Source organism: Halotalea alkalilenta DSM 17697, assembly GCF_000621205.1.
GTDB classification, from domain to species: Bacteria; Pseudomonadota; Gammaproteobacteria; order Pseudomonadales; family Halomonadaceae; genus Halotalea; species Halotalea alkalilenta.
In genome coordinates, this window is record NZ_KK211230.1 from 70,243 (window position 1) to 86,072 (window position 15,830).

Annotated in this window: 13 protein-coding genes; 5 read left to right on the top strand and 8 right to left on the bottom strand. The window is 63.0% G+C overall.

Features of this window, described 5'->3' with window-relative positions; translation table 11 throughout:
• Window positions 1–109: 109 nt before the first annotated feature.
• From asd to Q376_RS25120, 6 genes are all read right to left on the bottom strand, one after another.
• Window positions 110–955 (bottom strand): archaetidylserine decarboxylase, encoded by an 846-nt coding sequence (asd, locus tag Q376_RS0115840; protein WP_043448295.1) that lies wholly within the window; start codon window positions 953–955, stop codon window positions 110–112.
• Between the two features lie 89 nt (window positions 956–1,044).
• Entirely contained in the window at window positions 1,045–1,866 is an 822-nt protein-coding gene (locus Q376_RS0115845) for a sulfurtransferase (protein WP_027351136.1), read from the bottom strand.
• Window positions 1,867–2,323: 457 nt separating this feature from the next.
• Window positions 2,324–2,878: a hypothetical protein gene (locus Q376_RS24950; RefSeq protein ID WP_155834380.1), complete on the bottom strand. Its 555-nt coding sequence runs from the start codon at window positions 2,876–2,878 to the stop codon at window positions 2,324–2,326.
• 101 nt (window positions 2,879–2,979) lie between these two features.
• On the bottom strand, window positions 2,980–3,405 hold the full coding sequence (locus Q376_RS24955; RefSeq protein WP_155834381.1) for a hypothetical protein: 426 nt from the start codon (window positions 3,403–3,405) through the stop codon (window positions 2,980–2,982).
• 15 nt (window positions 3,406–3,420) lie between these two features.
• Complete coding sequence (locus tag Q376_RS24960) at window positions 3,421–3,825, bottom strand: hypothetical protein (RefSeq protein ID WP_155834382.1); 405 nt, start codon at window positions 3,823–3,825, stop codon at window positions 3,421–3,423.
• A 35-nt stretch (window positions 3,826–3,860) separates the two neighbouring features.
• Window positions 3,861–4,385: a 2OG-Fe(II) oxygenase gene (locus tag Q376_RS25120; protein ID WP_169739042.1), complete on the bottom strand. Its 525-nt coding sequence runs from the start codon at window positions 4,383–4,385 to the stop codon at window positions 3,861–3,863.
• Window positions 4,386–5,121: 736 nt separating this feature from the next.
• Here Q376_RS25120 and Q376_RS0115860 point away from each other — a divergent pair.
• The 4 genes from Q376_RS0115860 to Q376_RS0115875 all read left to right on the top strand — a co-directional run bounded on the left by Q376_RS0115860 (window position 5,122) and on the right by Q376_RS0115875 (window position 13,754).
• Window positions 5,122–6,447: an NCS2 family permease gene (locus tag Q376_RS0115860; protein WP_081803604.1), complete on the top strand. Its 1,326-nt coding sequence runs from the start codon at window positions 5,122–5,124 to the stop codon at window positions 6,445–6,447.
• A 220-nt stretch (window positions 6,448–6,667) separates the two neighbouring features.
• Entirely contained in the window at window positions 6,668–8,056 is a 1,389-nt protein-coding gene (locus tag Q376_RS23040) for a hypothetical protein (protein ID WP_043448297.1), read from the top strand.
• Window positions 8,053–8,916 carry a hypothetical protein gene (locus Q376_RS23045; RefSeq protein ID WP_155834383.1) on the top strand — a complete coding sequence of 288 codons (864 nt, stop codon included), beginning with the start codon at window positions 8,053–8,055 and terminating at the stop codon, window positions 8,914–8,916. Before Q376_RS23040 ends, Q376_RS23045 begins: the two co-directional genes overlap by 4 nt.
• The gene (locus tag Q376_RS0115875; RefSeq protein WP_027351138.1) at window positions 8,913–13,754 is read left to right on the top strand and encodes a coiled-coil domain-containing protein; all 4,842 of its coding nucleotides are present in this window, start codon (window positions 8,913–8,915) and stop codon (window positions 13,752–13,754) included. The genes Q376_RS23045 and Q376_RS0115875 overlap by 4 nt, the downstream gene beginning before the upstream one ends.
• 96 nt (window positions 13,755–13,850) lie before the next feature.
• Here the strand turns inward: Q376_RS0115875 and Q376_RS0115880 are convergent, their stop codons facing one another.
• Together Q376_RS0115880 and Q376_RS24965 are read right to left on the bottom strand one after the other, a co-directional pair.
• A complete protein-coding gene (locus Q376_RS0115880; protein WP_027351139.1) occupies window positions 13,851–14,447 on the bottom strand; it encodes a class I SAM-dependent methyltransferase in 597 nt (198 codons plus the stop codon).
• Between the two features lie 9 nt (window positions 14,448–14,456).
• Window positions 14,457–14,657: a hypothetical protein gene (locus Q376_RS24965; protein ID WP_155834384.1), complete on the bottom strand. Its 201-nt coding sequence runs from the start codon at window positions 14,655–14,657 to the stop codon at window positions 14,457–14,459.
• Window positions 14,658–14,721: 64 nt separating this feature from the next.
• Between Q376_RS24965 and Q376_RS0115885 the strand changes: the two genes are divergently transcribed.
• Entirely contained in the window at window positions 14,722–15,795 is a 1,074-nt protein-coding gene (locus Q376_RS0115885; RefSeq protein ID WP_081803605.1) for an extracellular solute-binding protein, read from the top strand.
• Window positions 15,796–15,830 lie beyond the last annotated feature (35 nt).

Below are 15,830 nucleotides of genomic sequence, written 5' to 3' on the forward strand. Positions count from 1 at the left end.
ACCCGTTCGTCCCGAGCGGCGCCCACACGCCAAGCTCGGGCACTGGCTCGGCATTGAAGGGCGCCAGTCGAGGGATCGAGCGGCGGCGCTGAGGCCTGGTTCGACTCGGCTAGATCCGCTGCATCAGCCGTTGGCCCAGGCGCAGCGGGTCTCCCGCTGCAAGCTGAGCGACCGGTGCCACCCCCTCGCCAAAGCAGAGGATCACGGTCGAGCCGAGCTTGAATCGTCCCATCTCCGCGCCCTTGTCCAGGCTCACGCCGTCGCTGAAGTCGTGGCGCTGGATCTGCTCGCCGTGCGGCGGTACCTGCCCGGCCCAAACGGTCTCGATGCCGGCGACGATCATCGCGCCGACCAGCACCATCGCCATCGGGCCGTACTCGGTATCGAAGTGGCACACCAGGCGTTCGTTGCGGGCGAACAGGTGCGGTACCTCGGCGGCGGTGGCGCGATTGACCGAGAATATCCGCCCCGGTACGTAGACCGTGCGCCGCAGCCTGCCGGCGCAGGGCATGTGCACCCGGTGATAGTCGCGCGGGGAGAGATAGATGGTGGCGAAGCTGCCGTGGCGGAACGGCTCCGACCAGACGTCGCCACCGCCGAGCAGGGTATCGACCGAGTACTCGTGGCCCTTGGCCTGGAAGATGCTGGCGTGGCGAATCGCGCCGCACTGGGAGACCGCGCCGTCGGCGGGGGAGACGATCCCTTCCTCGATCGGTCGGGCGCCGGGCTTGAGCGCGCGGGTGAAGAAATCGTTGAAGCAGGCGTAGGCGCGCGGGTCCTCGATCTCGGCCTCGCTCATGTCGATGCCATAGAGCCGGGCGAAGCGTTGGATCAGCAGGTTCTTGAGCCACGGCGTGCGTGCGCTGGCGATGCGGCCTGCCAGTCGGGAGATCAGCGCATGGGGCAGCGGGTACTGGAGAGCGGCGAAGAGCTTGTCGCGATTAAGATCGGGCATCGGTCTCGGCAACGAATGGTGAGCGTGCGGTACGCCGGGTTATCGGGGCAGGCAGTATAGCCTGCCCCGCGTCGACGGCGCGGACGGCTTCAGCGTTCTATCGGGGTATCGTCGCGGTTGCCCCACTCCTTCCACGAGCCAGGGTAGGCGCGGATATGGGTGAAGCCGAGCGCGCGGCCGACCAGCCAGCTGAGTCCACTGCGGTGGTGGCTCTGGCAGTGGGTGACGATATCCTCCCCGGTGGTCAGGCCGCGGGCCTCGAGCATGGTCATCAGCTCGACGTTGTCGCGCAGCCTCAGGTCGCGGTCGCGGTCCATCAGCTCCAGCCAATCGAGGTTGACCGCGCCCGGGATATGACCAAGATGGCGGTTGTCGCCTTTCTCCCCGCGGTACTCGGCGGGGGAGCGCGCGTCCCACACCACCACCTGGTCGAGCGACTCGAGCAGCGTCTCGCGGTCGATCGAGACCTCCGGATGGAGCAGCTCCGCGCGATAGTCGCTCGGCGTGGGGGTGTTCGCCTCGCGCTCGAGCCGCAGGCCTTCGCCGCGCCAGGCGTGGATCCCACCGTTGAGATAGGAGTAGTGGCGATGGCCGAGCAGCTCGAGGGTCCAGAGCAGGCGTCCGGCCCAGCCGCCGCCCTCGTCATCGTAGGCGACTACATGGTGGTTGGGACTGAGGCCGAGTTCGGAGAACAGCCGGGAGAGCGCCTCCAGGTCGGGCAGATCGTTGGGCACCGGGCCCTCGCCCTTGAGCAGCCGGCGATGATCGAGGAACAGCGCCCCCGGCACGTGGCCGTCCGTGTAGCTTTCGGCCTTGAGCGGCACGTCGATGATCAGCAGGTCGGGGTGGTCGAGCCGCTCGGCGAGCTGAACGGGCTCCGTGATCAGGGGCAGCAGCTTGTCGTTGGGCATGGAGCTCTCCTTCCTGGTGTTTCGAGCACGATGGATGAATGGGTCCACCCAGCATCGCATATCCGCCTTCCTCCTGCTTTCGTATCGCTTGGAAGAAATCAACCTCCCCGGAGGATGAGGTGGTTTCGATTGACTGATACAGCGCCATTGCGCAGCCAGTTCAACGTCTGTCTGGAGAGCGCGATGGTGTCATCGTCCCGGCGGCCGAACCCATGAGGCGCTCGGGCAAAATCGCGAAGCTCTTTCCGTCCGCAGAATACCGACTCACCTTATCACCCTGGGGATTGCTGAATGCGAACACCGTTGGTTCGAATGAATCGAACGCTACCGCGCTTCAGACCCATAGAGCTGGGCGATAGCGATAATGCTGTGAGCTGGTTGAATAGATGTGTTTCGACAATTCGTCGGCGAAATTCCCGGTGAGAAAGTGTTGCCATGCATGCTCATGTTCGCCATGTCATTCCGAGGCTTTGACGGAATGGCGTCTTTCTTTGAACCCCTGATAAAGACAAATAGCCATGAAGACGATGCCAAAAGTAAAGAATAGCGAGGCCAAAATGAGTCGAATAAAAAAATCAACCCGTAAATTTTCATGGATGTAATCGTAAGGAATAATCATATTTTTTCTTTCATCCATGACCTGCCACACTCTTATTTCATCGTTGGGTGTATTGTGGCGGGTAATGTATATTAATAATTTTCGCCCGATAGGAAATTCATCGAAGTAACCGTCACCTTTGAAAAAAGGTACTGAGATACGCTGTGATTCTCCATTGTCCATAATCGTCAAACTCAATCGATACTTGTTTCCCGCTCTGTTGACAGTTCTTGGTCTGGTATCGACTACCGTATCATGAATAGAAAGGAAGGGTTGGTCCTCTGTTCGAAGTTGATAGGGGTAATAAGACATCGCGGTCCATATAAAAAAGACTGACGATAATAAGAAAGCTAGCATGCCTGAAATGCCAGCCGAAATTTTTTCATTGGGGGACCATTCACTGAAAGGAGGCATCCCCGATCGTTTGAATCGTTGTTTGAAGCGCATTCGCCTGCCTCAAGCAGAGGTGAAATTAAATTTTAACTCTAATGCCTGAGATGCGATGAAGTCAATGGCTAATAATAACCGTCTCTCGTAGAACCGCAGCAGTTATAATCATCTCCATTGTTGGGAGGGGATGGGGTCGTTGGAACGGTTAACCCGCCAGACCCTCCGCCGACACTGCCAGGAGGATAGTGGATGAGAGGCTGGGGGACTGGGCCTGGCGGTATATATACAATGGGTGGGCCCTCAGCTGGAGGCGCGGCGATGTTTCCTCCATTGCCATTGTTGTTGCGCGTGAAATTTATCTTTCCCAGGTTCATGATATTGCCATCAGGATTAAGGAAGAAGGCTGCCACTGAGTCGCCTTCATTGAAGGAATTTTCCTCTTCAACGGTGCCCTCGGGAGTAGCAATACCGCCACTCTTATTTTCTCCAATCATATTGTCCATGATGTTTTTTATAAATTCTCTTACTTTGAATTCGTTATTATTGTTCATGATGATGCTATTTATTTAAGCAACTATTCCAAAGGCAGTTAAAACGATTCCTACGTTTGGGATTAAACGCAGCCCTGCCAATGCAGTTAAATTTAGTGCAATTCCGCTCACGTTTCCAATTAGTGAGACTATATCCTCATGATTTATCCCTTCAGTTTGGCTATAATCCACGGAAATTTTATGAACCGTAATCCACCCGGCAACTGCATTGGTGGAGGAATTAATGATGGCTACCGGGGCAACCCCAGGCATGGCTACTTGCGAGGCGCTGGTGATAGCTGCGATAGTTTGGCCATGAGTATTAATCAATTCAATTCTGGTTTCTCCGCCGCTATTTAGGCTATGATAGATGGAGTCACCAGCGGATACTGTCGTTGTGACATCACTTATATGTCCTAGGAATATATATCCATTAGCCACGTGTCGCTACCTTGTATTTGTCTTGAAAGCAATTGTCATTCGCATTTGTAGTGCGGATGAGTTGGGTGAATTAGCATTGTGAGCAATGCTTCCAGAAAAAAAACTGCTCTTCCGGGTTTCGGTAATACAGATTTTACAATGTCCTCTCGGTTTTTATCATAAAATTGCAGGGCGCCTCCCCAGGCAACAGGCCAATGGGGATTAGCAAATAAAACTAGTGTCATTCCTTCTTCGCCAGGGCGATTGTCTCGATGAATAGGAGCGTCTTGTCCGAACACTTGACCATTGGCATAAACGCCAAGTAAATTTGAATTTATAGGCATATGATCCTGTTTTGCTCGCTGCCAAATCTCAATTAAAAGTCCAAAATCTGGATTTTGGGCTAATTCTTCTTCGGCACATCCATTCTCTAGGCGCTTCTTGCCTGCAATAAATATTTGAAATGCTGTTTTTATATAATCTGGTAATGTTTTATCAGGCCATCCATATCGCCATATCGGGTTGTTCAATGCTTTGTGCAAAGTGAATATTTTTCGTTCCGTCAGAAAGTTGTCTACCACGCTGATTCCGTCATCAGGAAAGGATAATTTTGTCATATGTTGTTATGTCAGTATCAATATACTATGATGTTGGTTTTTGAAAAATTCAAAAGACATATTGGGGTCTGCATGAGGCGAGTTGAGTTTTGAGTAAAGAATCATTTTGTGGCATTGATGAGCGAAAATTATTCTTGATTTTCCTACATGTTGTTAATTGGGGAAATCTTATCATTATTGGTATTCCTAAATGAACTGGTTATGTACTTTGTTGTATGCCAGATACGTTAAGTTCTTTTGCGTAGGGGATGTAGGTAATCGGGGAATGCCATGAAGAAGTCGACGACGTCCCCTTCAGGAGTGCACGCGTGGACGACGGTGAGCCCGGTACAGGGGCATCAGAACCGGTACGCCTGGGGGTGGATGGCGATCGCATCAATCTCAAGTAAGAGCGACCGCGCGGCCGGGATTCTGCGCAGGTTCGTTCGAGCCGTGGTGGTTCAATTCGATGGCGTGCAGCATCGCGCATATCCGCCTTCCTCCTGCCCGTGCGCTGAGGAAGGCGACGGTGTGGCGCCCAAACGGCGACGCCGCCTGGTGTCGGATACGACCTTCGGATGGATATACTACGCGCTGTCCGCGCGTCCCTGGCGCCGGCTGCGCCACGCACCCGCTGAGCGGTGGGGAAGGGCGAACACAATAACGGCACCGGTGCCCCGCGTGGCGCATCCGGTGCGAACCCCCTCAAGGAGAACGACGCGTGCTAGAGCGACTGTTCGATACCGCGCGGCAGGGCACCAGCCCACGGCGCGAAATCATCGCGGGGATCAGTACCTTCCTCGCCGCCATGTACATCATCGTGGTCAACCCCACCATCCTCAGCGCCGCCGGCATCTCCTTTTCCGCCGCACTCACCGCCACCGTGCTGATCAGCGCCTTCGGCAGCCTGGCGATGGGGCTCTATGCCAAGAACCCGATCCTGGTCGCGCCGGGCATGGGGATCAACGCGCTGTTCACCTACACCATGGTGCTCGGCGCGGGCGTGCCGCTGCCGGTGGCGCTCGGCTGCGTGTTCTGGTCCGGCGTGCTGTTCGTGGTCCTGGCGGTGCTCAACGTGCGCCAGTACGTGATCGATGCGATTCCGGCCTCGCTGCGCCACGCGATCGCCTGCGGTATCGGGCTGTTCATCACCGTGATCGGCCTGGTCAACGCCAAGTTCCTGGTCGGCAACCCCGCTACGGTGATCGGCCTCGCCCACATGAGCGCGCCGGTCATCACCTTCCTGATTGGCCTTGCGATCACCGCTGCCCTGGTGGCACGCAGGGTGCCGGGCGCGCTGATCATCGGGATCATCACCACCACCCTGCTGGCCAGCCCGATCGGGCGGCTGTGGGGCGATGGCTCGGCCTATCCGCCGGGACTCTCGACCCTGGTCAACTTCAACGGCATCTTCGCCTGGCCGGATTTCAGCGGGCTGTTCCAGGTCGACCTGCTCGGCGCGCTGAACGTGGCCTACTGGCCATTCATCTTCGTGATCCTGTTCACCGCCTTCTTCGACGCGCTCTCCACCTTCATGGGCGTGTGCCAGGCGGGCAACCTGCTCGACGAGAAGGGCGAGCCGCGCAACATTAAGAAATCGATGGTGGTCGACGCCTTCTCCGCGTTGATCTCGGCACCGCTCGGCACCAGCCCCGCCAACGCCTACGTCGAGTCCGCCGCCGGCATCAGCCAGGGCGGGCGCACCGGGCTGGTGGCGGTGACCTGCGCACTGCTGTTCCTGCCGTTTCTGTTCCTCTCGCCGCTGCTCTCGCTGGTGCCCGCGATCGCCACCGCTCCCGCGCTGATCATGGTCGGGGTGTTCATGCTCGCGCCGATCCGCCACATCGACTGGGTCGAGCTCGACGACGCCATCCCCGCTTTCCTCGCCATGGTGCTGATCCCGCTGACCTACTCAATCACCCACGGGGTGGTGTTCGGCTTCCTCGCCTTCGTGGTGTGCAAGACCGCGGTGGGCAAGACCGACGAGATCCGCCCGACCATGTGGGTGCTCGCCGCGCTCTCGCTGCTGCTTTTGTTCCAGGAGTGAGGATGCGTCCGGTGCGGATCGGATGACGAATCCCGTCCGCTCCCCCGGCGCTCCCCCCGGTCCACCCGCTTTGCTATCATCCCCCGCCGACGCCGCTGAAAGCGGCGTCGGCGTTTTCGTCTCCGCCATCGCGCGCCGCGCGTCCAGACAAGTTGCCCGCTATGCCGATTTCTCCCCCTGCCATGCCCCGCGCCCTGTCCCGTAGCCCGAAGGTAGCTCGATGAGTTCGTCGTGGAGCCGGCTGCTCGCCGCCACCGCGCGCCTGATCGACCTGCACGATAGCGCCCACGAACCCGGCTCACCCTTCATCCAGGTCAGCCAGGAGAGCCGCCGGGGCCTGCGTGACGGCTACTGGCTCGATCTCGGCTGCCTGCTGCTCGACTATCTGCTCGAGGTCGATTTCGACGCCAACGGCGCCTTCATCCCGCAGTCGCGCTGCCTGACGCGGCTGCGCGAGGAGTATCCCGCGCTCTCGGCGGACGACCTGGGTTTCGTGGTCAATCTGCTTTCGACTCCGAGCGAGCTCCATTTTCGCCGTGGCGAGGAGGGTGCGGACGAGTCGCCTGCGCGAGTGAGCGCGAGCACCAAGCGCACCGCGCCGATCGAGCGCCAGCGCCAGACCGGCCAGGTGCGGCTCAGCGCAGCGGGTCGCCAGGCGGCGACGCTGGCGGCCCAGGTCGAGGACGTGCTGTACAGCGAATACGATGCCGCCAAGGTGCTCGCCGCGCTCGATCGCGGCGATTTCGCCCGGGTGCCGCAGATCTGTCGCCAGATCCTGATCGCGATCCGCGGCCTGACCCAGGAGCTGCGGCGGGTGCGCGAGCATCCGAGCCTGACCAGCAAGCTCGCCGCGCTCACCGAGCAGCATCGCCACTACCATCATGCGCTGGGCCAGATCCAGGGCACTTTGCTCTCGGCCCGCGCCAAGCTCGCCACTGCCGAGCTCGCTGCTCGCTTCGAGCACTGGTGCGAGCAGCGCCCTTCGGAGCAGTGGGATCTACTGGTGCTGAGCGCTGCGATCGCCCGGGTGCTGACCGCGATCGAGAACCTCTCGCGCCGGCTGGCCGAGCTGCTGGCCGACATCGCCGAAGGGCGGATCCAGTCGATGGGGGTGATCGATTTCAGCGCACTGGCCAAGCGCCTGCTGCTGGTGCCGCCCAGCGAACGGCTGAGCGAAGCCTGGCTTGGCAAGAGCATGCCGTTCGACTGCGCGGCGAGCTTTCCGAGACTCGCGCCAATGCTTGCGATCACCCAGCGCGAGCGCGAGGCGCGCAGCACCACCACCCTGGTGTTCGACACCGAGGCCAGCACTGACGCGCAAGATCGCCTCCTGGCCCGCTTTCTCGCGCGTCGTGCAGCGCCGCTTCGCGAGCGCATCCGCCGCGCGCCGCTCTCGCTGCCCGAGGCGATCGAGGAGGGCTGGCACCGGCTCGACGACGAGGAGTGCCTGGCCCAGCTGGTCAACGCCTTCGTCGATACCGAACTGCTCGGCGAGCCGCTCAGGGTCGGGTTGGATGCCTCCCCGTTCGCGGTCGAACTCGCCGACGGTCGCCTGATCGAGGGCGACCTTACCCCGACACTGCGCTTCGCCGAGGAGAGCCCAGGATGAACATGACCGAGATGGGCGAGGTGGTCGCCTTCCTGCTGCGCTATCGCACCGCCGAATCCCACCCGGCTGGTGGACGCAAACGCCGCGGCCCGCGTGTGGGCCAGCTTTCCGAGCGCGACGTCTGCGCGCTTTTGAACGGCGCCGAGGAGCACGAGCGCACCGCGCTCGCCGCGCTGCTCGAGGGCTTCGGCCTGCGTCTCACCGAACTTGGCGCCGGCGACTACCCCGGCATCCAGCCGGGCGCGCGGGTCTATCTGCTGCTGCCCGACCCCGAGGCGGAGCTGCCGCCGCTGTTTTCGCTCGACCCCAGCTTCGCCGCCCTGCGCCTGCGCCAGGAGAGCAAGGGCGAGCTGGCGCAGTGGTTCCTGCAGCTGTGGATGCTGACCATGACCCTGCTCTATACCCGCTGCAACCGCGCGCCCTCCGATGTCAGCCGCTACCAGGAGGCGACCTTCTGCGCCGAGGAGCTGGTGGAGCTTACGCGCGAGCAGCTCGAATACCTGCGCGGGCTCGGCGAGCGGGCGCCGCGCTCGAGCAGGGTGCTGCTCGAGGAGCGCGGCGAGGACCTCGCCCGCCGCGTGCGCGGCTTCATCGAGCTGCTCGCCCGCGCAGGCCACCTTGAGCATCCGCGTGAGAACGAAAGCGCGCAGGAGGTCTGGCAGCAGACCCTGCTCGGCGCCGTCGAGGTCGCCTCGATCAGCGTTCACCACCTGCGTCATCTGATCGAGGCCACCGCGGCCGCGGAAGAAGAGCATCCGCTCGGAGCTTGGCTCGGGACGGGAGGCGGCACTGGCGCGGATGCCCCGGCCGGTGACAGCGAAGCAGTCGACCAGCCATTGGATCAGGAGAACTCTCGATGAGCGTGATCAACCGGATCGAGGTCGCCAACCTGCTCAACAAGCACGGCGATATCGGTTCTCCCTGGGACGCCAAGATGCGCCACCTGCTGCTCGACCTGCGCGGTCAGTCGAGCGCGATCAGCATGGAGAACGGCTTCGGTAAGACTACCCTGGCCGAGGCGCTGATCGGCCTGCTGGCTCGCGACCGTACCCTGCTTTCGCGCACTCGCACCAAGTGTTCACCGGCCAACGTCGGCGGCCAGGCGAGGAGCTGGACCCATCTACGGGTCGAATTCCGCGCAGGCTCGGGCGGCGCGCAGAGCGACCTGCTCGCCGAGAGCGGGCTGGAGAGCGGTGGCGAGACCTTCGTCTTCGGCTGCCACGGCTACAGCGACTCGGGCAGCCTCGGCTTCTACCACTACGCGGGACGGCTCGAACAGCTCCCGGTCCACTACCTGACCCGCGACGACAAGCTGGCGCTGTCGAGCAACGCCGACTTCCTCGCCGCGATGAAGGCCCTCGACGTCCAGCGCGGCGCCAGCCGCGAGGAGTGGCTCGATGCAGTGGGCGAGCACATCTCGCGACGCGAACTGGCGCAGATGGCGGCGTTCCAGAAGGAGGGCGGCGCCGACAAGAGCCAGATCTTCAATGCCATTCGTCCACGCGCCGGGGAGAAGCCCGACCAGGCGTTCTTCTTCGAGGTGCTGGCGCCGCAGATCCTGCTCGGTGCGATGCGCGGCGAGAGCGACGAGAACGAAGAGCTGATCGAGGAGGTGATCCTCAACTCGGGCCACAAGGTTTCGACGCTTCGCCACAACCTCGACGAGGCCGAGCGTGACCTAGGGCGCGCCGAGCACAAGGTCGCCAAGCTCTCCGCGCTCAACGCCCAGGGGCTCGAGCTGATCGAGGCGCGGGTAGGCTTGAGCGCGCTCGATGACGAGATCGAGGGCGTCGAAAGGTTGCTCGGTGGCGGCGCCATCGGCGGGCTGCCCGGGCTGCCGGCGAGCGACGAGGAGCCGGCGCGCTGGTGCGCCTGGGGGCTCGAGGAGGAAGGGCGCCCGCGCGTCGCGGTGGCGTTCATCGCCAGGCTCTGCGCGCAGTCGAGCGCCGATGTCGAGGCCGCGCTCACCGCGCGCGGCCAGGCGGTGGCGCGCCATCGTCGGCTGGTCGCGCTGCCCGAGGCAGGCTGGCTCGACGATGAGCGCGCGGCGCATCTCGACTACCGCCAGGCGCGCGACTATCTCAAGCAGCACGCGGGTTTTTCCGATGAGCAGGCGCGCCGGCAGGCTGTGGAGATTTTCGAAGAGGCGATCGAGGCGTTCGAGAGCGCCGGCGGCAATCCGTATCGGGTCGAGGTGATCGCCGACCGCGCCCACCTCGCCAGTCTCGAGGAGCAGCGCGCGCGGGCCGAGCGCGAGGTCGAGCGGCTGGAGACCGAGCGCGAACGCCTCGATGCTCGCCACCAATCCTTCGCCGACAACCAGAGCTTCTATCAGCAGGCCCTCTCCGACGGGCTGTTCGAGGCCGCCGAACTGGATGATCTCGCCGGGCTCGAGGCGCTGGAGGCGCGCTGCCAGGCGCAGGCCCGCGAGGCGTTCGAGGCGCTCTCCAGCCACCAGCGCCAGCGCGGCGAATGGGCCAGGCCCTATGCCGACTATCTCGCCTTCGTCGAGCGTCATCCGGGCGACACCCCCGAGACCCTGCTCGAGCTCAAGGAGGCCCGCAGCGCCGAGCTCGAGGAGCGCATTGCCCTGCTCGAGGGCGAGCTCGAGACGGTCGAGCGCGATTTCGCCGCTGCCCAGGCCCGGCTCGATGCGCTGGCGCTCGAGCGCCAGCCGCTGCAGAGCGAGCTCGACCAGCTCGGTGGCGGGGTCGAGGCGTGGCGCGAGTTCCAGTCGCGCTGGCCCGATCAGCAGGCCGCTGGCCTCTGGCACGCGCGCCGAAGCGCGCTCGATGCGCTCGAAGCCGAGCTTGGCGAATGCCAGCGCCGGCGCGACGAGGCCGAGCGGGAGCGGCTCGAACTGGTACTGCTCGAGCAGGACGCCGAGCGCTATCGCAAGCTCCACGGCGACGAGGAGCCGGTGCACCTGCGCCAGCGCCTGGTCGACGAGCGCCAGCGGGTCGACCGCGAGAGGGAACAGCTCGGCCGAGAGGCGCAGCGCTACGAAGGGCTGCTGCACGCACTCAAGGAGTTCCGCGAGGAGAGCGAGCTCACGCCCGAAGGCTGGCTCAAGGATGCGCGCGGACGCTATCCGAAGCTTCTGCGCGAGCGCGAGGCGCTGCTCGAGGGGATCGCGGCCCGCGAGGCCTATCTCGCGCGCCTGAGCGAGGATCCGCTGGCGCGCCAGCAGGTCGAGGCCGAGGCGCACGCCTGCCTGAATGAAGCGGGGATCGATTTCGTCGCCCTGCATCAGCGCCTGAGCGCGGCGAGCGAGGACGCAGAGCGGCGCCGCGCCTGGCTCGCCCAGGCCGCCGGCTGCCTTTTCGCTCCGGTGGTCGACGGGGTCGAGCAGGCCGAACGAGCAGCCAGGCTCTTGCTCGAGCGCAACCTGGCCACGCTGGTGCTCGAGGGTGGGGCGCTGGCCGCGCGGATCGAAGCCGGGCAGCCGCCGCTCGGCGCGGTGGTCGGGCTCGAGACCCTGGCGGTCAAGGCCGCGCTCGACCCGCGCCATCTCGACGAGCTGCGCACCCAGACCGAGCAGCGCATGCAGGCCGAGCGCCTTCGCCTGGCGGCGCTGGAGGAGGAGCTCGAGCGCCTCGACCCCGAGGGCTACGCCTACGCTTTGGCGCAGGCCGCGGCCAAGGCGCTCGAGCTCGAGGTCGAGACCGCGCTGCCCAAGCTTTCGATCGAGGCGGGCGCGCTCGCCGAGCGTGAGGCGCTGCTCGACCAGCGCTTGAGCCCCGAGGGGGTGAGCTGCATCCAGGGCCTGCTGCGCTTCATGGAGCGCGGCGGCGCGGCCGCGCTAGAGCAGACGCTGGCGCGGCTCGCCGAGGCCGACGAACGGCTGCCGGAACTGCGTGCGACGCGCGAGCGCCAGGCGCTCGAGATCGAGCGCTTCGGGGCGCTGTGGCTGACCGTCGAGCGCTTCCACCAGCATGGCGGCGAGCAGGCCCTGACCCGGCTGGAAGCGCAGCTCGCGCTGCTCGACCAGCAGCGCGAAGCGGGGAGCGAGCGGCGCGCAGCGGCGAGCGAACGCCGCGAGCGGCTGCGCGGTGAGCTGCTCGATGCGCGCCGTGCGTACGAGTCGGTGTTCGCCGACGGCGAGCGCGCCACGCTGAAGGGGCTGGTCGAGTTTCTCGATGCCGGTGGCGTCGGCTTCATGGCGGTGGCCGACCAGCAGCAGGCGCTGCTCGATGAGCGGCTGCAAGCGGCCAACCGCCGTGCCGGCTTCGACTTCGAGCGCGTTCGCGGCTATCTCGAAGTGGTCCAGCAGGGCGCCGGCGGTAAGCGCTTGGAGCGCGAACTCGCCGAGCTCAAGGGCGCGATCAAGGAGGCTCGCGACGGGCTCAAGGCGAGCCAACGCGAGCATGCCGAGACGCTCACCCGGATCACTCGCCATCGCCGGGTGCTGAGCGCGCTCGACCGTCTCGGCCATGCCTGGCTCGAGCGCCTGCGCCAGCTGCCCAAAGGCTGGCGCGAGCGCATCGCGCTTGCTCCGGCGGGCGAGCCCGATGAATCGCTGCGCGCGCTCGACGCCGCCCTCGATGAGTGGCGTCGCAGTGCGGTCGACCCGCTCGAAACCGACGCCGATGCCGATCGGCTGCTGGGGCTCTCCCAGCGCCTGCTCGACGGTCTCGAGGCGCTGCGCCTGGGCGAGCGCGGGCGCGAGCGCGACCGGCTGGGCCGGGAAATCCAGCGCCTCGAGCTCAAGCTCGGCAAGGCGCTGTTCGACGCGCTCGAAGGCGGGTTGTTCAATGCCCTCGAGCGCGCCCGGCTCGAGGCCTTGTCGAGTCTCGACCCCACCGCGCTGGATGGCCTCGAAGGGCTCCATGCCCAGCTCACCGAGCAGCTGGCCGAACACCGCCAGCGGGTCGAGCAGCTCAACGCCTCGCGCGGGCAGATCGAGGAGACCCTGGTCGAACGTCTCGGCTCGATCACCGTCGACGCCGCCGCCAACCTCGATATCCTCAAACGCGTCGCCAAGCGCAGTGCCAGCGGCGGCGCTTTCTTCGAGGTCCGCGCTGAGCTGATCGAGCTCGACCAGGTCCATCGCCTGATCGAGACGCTGCTCGCCGAGATCGACGAGCACCTCGACCAGCGCCGCCGTCGCGAGGCCGACGATGCCAGCCAGCAAGCCAAGCGCGACGCCGAGCTGACCAAGCGCATCCGCCAGCGGATCTACCGCGGGCTTTTCACCCACGTCTCGATCCGGCTCAAGCACGACGCCATCCGCCCCCACGGTCGGCTGTTCTCGCTCAATGAAGGCATGTCCGAAGGCCAGCGCGAAGCCGTCTCACTGATGTGGCTGGTCAAGCTCTCCGAATTCGCCATCGAACGCGAACTGCGCGAACTCAGCGCCAGCCAGCGCAGCCGCGGCCAGGTCCAGCGCGAAAGCGTGATCCTCCTCGACGGGCTGTTCTCCAAGCTCTCGCACCGCAAGATGATCCAGGACTCGCTCGAGTCGCTGCGCAACACCCGCGGGCGCTTCCAGATGATCGGCCTGATCCACAACCCCAACTACGAAAACGATCCCGGCATCTTTCCCACCTACCTGGTCGGTAGCGTGATCGGCGCCCGCCACGGCCAAGGCGGGCACGTACTGGTGCGCGACGGCGAAGTGGTCGAGCCCGAAGCGGTGGGCCGCAGCGAAGGGGAGGCGAGCCTGTTCGGGATCAGGGTGAGGGAGAAGCAGGGGTAGAAGAAGCAAGGGTAGGATCGAAAAAGCGCTCCAGGAGGGGCGCTTTTTCACCTTGGATTGGGCTTGCGTTGGCATCGAGGCCGGGATGGCCGGCCCTCATCTCCTGCGTGCGATGATATCGAATCGATGCCAACGTTTAGGGCCTCTCATGCTGCTCCCATCCTCTTCGATCTCGGCAAACGAGAGCACTTCGAATTCGAGCAATGAAGCTTCCGCCTGGGCCAGGGAGTGAAAGGTCATCGTCGGTATGCTTGACCACCCGTCCCTGTCTCCAAGCAAGTTGCCGACGAACAGCCCGCCCGGCACCAGTGCGCGAGTGATCAATGCCCATAGCCGTGGAAAACCATCCGGGTGGCAGAAGGGCAAGCTCATTCCCGCGAACACCAATGACGATGAGGGCAGCGGGCCGAGACTTTCGAAATGGCTGGTGACGGTGGTCAAACGGCCTTGCGGTAAGCGTTGCGCAATCGCCTCTACCCTATCGATCGCCGATCGTTGCTTGTCCACTGCGTGGACGCTCCAACCCCTCTCCAACAGCAGCCCGCTTTCGAGTCCCGCGCCGCAGCCCAGGTCCACAGCAGATTGGCGCTGGTCCGGTGCGATCATGGCAAGAGCGCGTCGGAGCAAGGGTGAGCCTTCGCGTCTCTCATTGAGCCTGTAGTAACGCTCCCAGCCGTCCGGGTATTCCATCATCAACCGGCCTCATGTCGGTATGCCTGATTGCCATGGGAGCTGAATGCGGACGCGGTTTTTCAACGGCGGCGCAGTCGAGTCTTCGGTAGGCGCTCTCGCATCGAGTCGCTCAAGCTGGGCGACAGTTTTGATGCTCATGGTCCGCTTTTTATCTTTCTTTTTCGACAAAAAAAAGCTGATGCTCGGTAAATAAAACTCGTTGGTATGCATTATTTGCACTTCCTATGATGTTTTCAGGCGCTAAATAACCGATCCTTCCTTGCGAGGCAGTGACATGCGTTCATCCAATAACAATACAAAGTTTTCCTTGGTGGTGCTGATGGTCGTGCTGTGCGGATCTTCCGGTTTGGCCAGCGCGGCAGAGATCACAGTGATGGGGTATAGGTCGGGTGGCTTCCAAGAGAACTACCAAAAGGCCGTTATCGACCCGTTCAATGCGTCCCACCCCGAGGTTCATGTGACTTTCTACGGTGTGCAGAATGCAGCCGTATCCTTGGGATTGCTGCGGGCGCAAAGGGCCAACCCGCAAGCCGATGCAGTGATTTACGATCTTTCCGTGGCCAAGATCGCCAAGGATGAGGGCCTGATCGACGAGATCGATATGGCCAAGGTGCCCAACGCCGAACGGTTGGGCTCGATTGGCCGCGAACTGGGGGGATACGCGTTACCGCTGACCTACGATACTTTCACACTGGTATTCAACCAGCAGGTCTTCGCTGACGGCGCGCCGGACAGCTGGAAAGCATTGTGGGATCCGCAGCATCGTGGACGTGTGGTGGTTCCTGCACAAGGCGGTGGCGATATACAAGCCATCGCGCTCACTTTGCTGACCAACCATATGTTGGGTGCGGATAGCGATGAGACCATCGAACCCGCGATCGAAGCGTTGATCGAGTTGGCACCAGCGGTGCAGACCTGGGAACCGAAGCCGGAGCAGTACACTTTAGTGGCCAATGGCTCGGCCGATATCAGTGTTGGCTGGAACGCACGCAGCCAGTATTTCATCGACCAGTCCGAGGGACTGCTCGGCACGGTGGCACCTCAGGAAGGTACGCTCACCCAGGTCAATGTGATCAGTCCGATTGCTGGTTCGGCCAATCCGGATGCCACCCAAACCTTCATTGATTACGCGCTCAGCGCTGAAGCCCAGCAGCGATTTTCCGAACTGATGTATTACGCACCGACCAATATAGACGCAGTACTCGACCCATCGGTCGAAGAACGCGTCCCCTTTCTCGACGACACCCAGCACGACAAGTTGTTGCCGGTGGATTGGATGAAAATCGCTGCTGCCCGCGATGAACTGCTGAACCCCTGGCGGCGCCAGATCATTCCTGCCAGCCGGTAAGGTACGAGCGGTAATTTGCATCCCTCTTCCAATAT

What these genes read in the sequence shown, in the direction of transcription:
- Q376_RS24950 (WP_155834380.1), bottom strand. Translation starts at nt 2,878, where the DNA reads ATGCCTCCTTTCAGTGAATGGTCCCCCAATGAAAAAATTTCGGCTGGC.
- asd (WP_043448295.1), bottom strand. Translation starts at nt 955, where the DNA reads ATGCCCGATCTTAATCGCGACAAGCTCTTCGCCGCTCTCCAGTACCCG.
- Q376_RS24955 (WP_155834381.1), bottom strand. Translation starts at nt 3,405, where the DNA reads ATGAACAATAATAACGAATTCAAAGTAAGAGAATTTATAAAAAACATC.
- Q376_RS23040 (WP_043448297.1), top strand. Translation starts at nt 6,668, where the DNA reads ATGAGTTCGTCGTGGAGCCGGCTGCTCGCCGCCACCGCGCGCCTGATC.
- Q376_RS23045 (WP_155834383.1), top strand. Translation starts at nt 8,053, where the DNA reads ATGAACATGACCGAGATGGGCGAGGTGGTCGCCTTCCTGCTGCGCTAT.
- Q376_RS0115880 (WP_027351139.1), bottom strand. Translation starts at nt 14,447, where the DNA reads ATGATGGAATACCCGGACGGCTGGGAGCGTTACTACAGGCTCAATGAG.
- Q376_RS0115845 (WP_027351136.1), bottom strand. Translation starts at nt 1,866, where the DNA reads ATGCCCAACGACAAGCTGCTGCCCCTGATCACGGAGCCCGTTCAGCTC.
- Q376_RS0115875 (WP_027351138.1), top strand. Translation starts at nt 8,913, where the DNA reads ATGAGCGTGATCAACCGGATCGAGGTCGCCAACCTGCTCAACAAGCAC.
- Q376_RS24965 (WP_155834384.1), bottom strand. Translation starts at nt 14,657, where the DNA reads ATGCATACCAACGAGTTTTATTTACCGAGCATCAGCTTTTTTTTGTCG.
- Q376_RS0115885 (WP_081803605.1), top strand. Translation starts at nt 14,722, where the DNA reads ATGCGTTCATCCAATAACAATACAAAGTTTTCCTTGGTGGTGCTGATG.